Genomic DNA, 2483 nt, shown 5'->3' on the forward strand with positions numbered 1-2483 from the left:
GAACAATTAAATTCGGTAGGCTCTAGAAAGTCTACACTGTTAAAAAATCAACTCCAGCTATGGATTGACTCTCAGGCCTCTTTTATTAAGGCTTTGTTTGGTCAATTAGGCTGGGAAAGTTGAGTAATTTACTAATGTCGTGGATAGCTTTCCAACGATAAAGGCAAACCTGTCGAAAGGCAGGGACGCAAAACTACAGGGCCTGTAAAATGGCAGCCAGTAACCGAACGGAGAGTTTTTTTATGTGTTTTTATGTGTTTAGAGATCAAGTTGTTTTACAATGTCGTTTTCCAACGATAAAGGCAAACCTGTCGAAAGGCAGGGACGCAAAACTATAGGGCCTGTAAAATGGCAGCCAGTAACCGAAAGGAAGGTTAAATATGAGAAAGATAGCGGTAGGGTTATTAACATTAGTAACCATTAGTTTTAGTAGTGTTTCAGTTTTTGCTGCACCAGTTAGTAATTTTGATTTGAACAATGATAGTTCAAGCACATCACAGAAAGTGGCAACGGTAGTTCAGGAATATAGAGGCGCCAAGAAAATAAAACCGGTAGTAAGTAATCCGACGACGACAACACCGACGACAACGACAGAACCGGCGACAACCACGACAGAACCGACGACAACGACAGAACCAACGACCACAACAGAACCGGCGACGACGACAACGCCAACGACCACGACAGAACCAACGACCACAACAGAACCGGCGACAACGACAACGCCGACGACCACAACCGAACCAGCAACAACGACAGCGACTCCGGTCGCAGGTAATTATGGATTAATACCGAATGATGCCAGCCAGAAGAACAACAATGCAAAACTGCTAAACCGTGCGCTGAATCAGTATGGCAACATCACCCTGAGCGGGACGTTCTATATCGGAAACACATCCGAAGCCATAACGAATCCCAATATTCAAATCACCGGCGTAAATGGGGCAGAACTGATTTTCAACAATACGATCAACACCAAACTGTTCGATCCCAAAATCCTCAAGAACCTGACCATTAAAAACATGAAATTCACCAATTTGAGCAGTACCAATTCGCTGTTGATAGCCTATGATTCGACCGAGAATTGTTCATCCAAAGTGGATCGGGTCGAGTTTGACGGCTGTTCATTCCAGGGAAACATTTCAGCCTACCGACAGCTTGGCAATCTGAGCTTGAACCCTCAGGCCGTTGATTTTGGTATTGGTGAATTTATCTTTACGAATAATTATGTCACAGATACCGGATTATCATTCATCATCTTAAAAGACATACCGTATAACAATGTGGAGATCCGCAACAACACGGTTCATAATTTTCAGAATCTCTTTGTAAACCTGATGCTGGAAAACAGCAGCACCTATGAAACCCAGCTGGTTGAAGCCAGAAAATTCTGCGGGATATACAACAACCAGGTAACCTGCGACGACAGCTGGTGGTCGGCACCGGGAAAAACATATTACGGATTCGCCCTGGTGGAAGGCACGGAAGTCGTGTATGATTCCAACCTGGTAGAAGGAATGAAAGCCGATTATGATGTCTCTCTATCTGATGCTTATCTCAGCGCACAACGAGTAACCTACACCAATAACACCTGGAAAAACAACATCGCATTTGATGTGAATAAAACCGATAATGCCCTGATCAAAGCAAAACAGGGCGGATTGGGTGGAACTTTAGGAGATGAGACCCCCATTGAGATGCGATACTATGTCGGCAATACATATATTGTCGAAGCGTCGTATGCGGAAAGACTGGGACGGCCCAAAACAGAATTATTTGTCGACTTTATCGATTTGGTAGCACCAGTAGAAAATTTCACGATTGAAAACAACAAATTTGATGTCTATGATTTGAGATTTCCGGTCAACAGTAAAAAGATCACTAATTTCAAATTTAACAACAATGATTTAAAATCAAAATATGTACTTGGCAGACTGGCAATGATCCGCTTGACCGACACAATCCAGCCAAACATCGAAATAAACAGCAACAATATCGATATCGAACAGACGGGAGCACATCCGTCAGGACAGACAGATGGATTCCAGCTGGTCCGAATTACCGATGCCCGAACCAGTACCACCAATGCGCTGGCAAAATCGATCAGCGTTAAAGACAACGTGATTCATGCTCCGCTGACCTATGTATTTTACACACCGTGGACGGATACCATGACGGTTCAGAACAATCAGATCAGTGTCGCCAGTACACTGTATAAGAAAATGGTCTACAGCGGCAATCACCCGGAACTGGCAACCATTGCCATTACCAAATACTAATCTGCCGAATGACAGGGACGCAGAACGAGAGCGTCTGTATAATGGCAGCCAGCAACTGAAAAGAGTTTAATATAATATACTCAACTTTCCCAGCCTAATTGACCAAACAAAGCCTTAATAAAAGAGGCCTGAGAGTCAATCCATAGCTGGAGTTGATTTTTTAACAGTGTAGACTTTCTAGAGCCTACCGAATTTAATTGTTCG

Annotated in this window: 1 protein-coding gene and 2 riboswitches; the gene reads left to right on the top strand. The window is 43.5% G+C overall.

Annotation, left to right across the window (positions count from 1 at the left end):
- The first annotated feature begins 152 nt into the window (after positions 1-152).
- Positions 153-228: riboswitch (cyclic di-GMP riboswitch) on the top strand.
- Between the two features lie 63 nt (positions 229-291).
- Positions 292-367: riboswitch (cyclic di-GMP riboswitch) on the top strand.
- A 13-nt stretch (positions 368-380) separates the two neighbouring features.
- On the top strand, positions 381-2279 hold the full coding sequence (locus GH808_RS14985) for a hypothetical protein (RefSeq protein WP_186843588.1): 1899 nt from the start codon (positions 381-383) through the stop codon (positions 2277-2279).
- Positions 2280-2483 lie beyond the last annotated feature (204 nt).

The sequence above is a fragment of the Acetobacterium fimetarium genome (genome assembly GCF_014284475.1).
In the GTDB taxonomy this organism is placed as follows: domain Bacteria; phylum Bacillota; class Clostridia; order Eubacteriales; family Eubacteriaceae; genus Acetobacterium; species Acetobacterium fimetarium.

Excerpts from the sequence above, each read along its gene's own strand:
- GH808_RS14985 (WP_186843588.1), top strand. The coding sequence starts at position 381 with ATGAGAAAGATAGCGGTAGGGTTATTAACATTAGTAACCATTAGTTTT.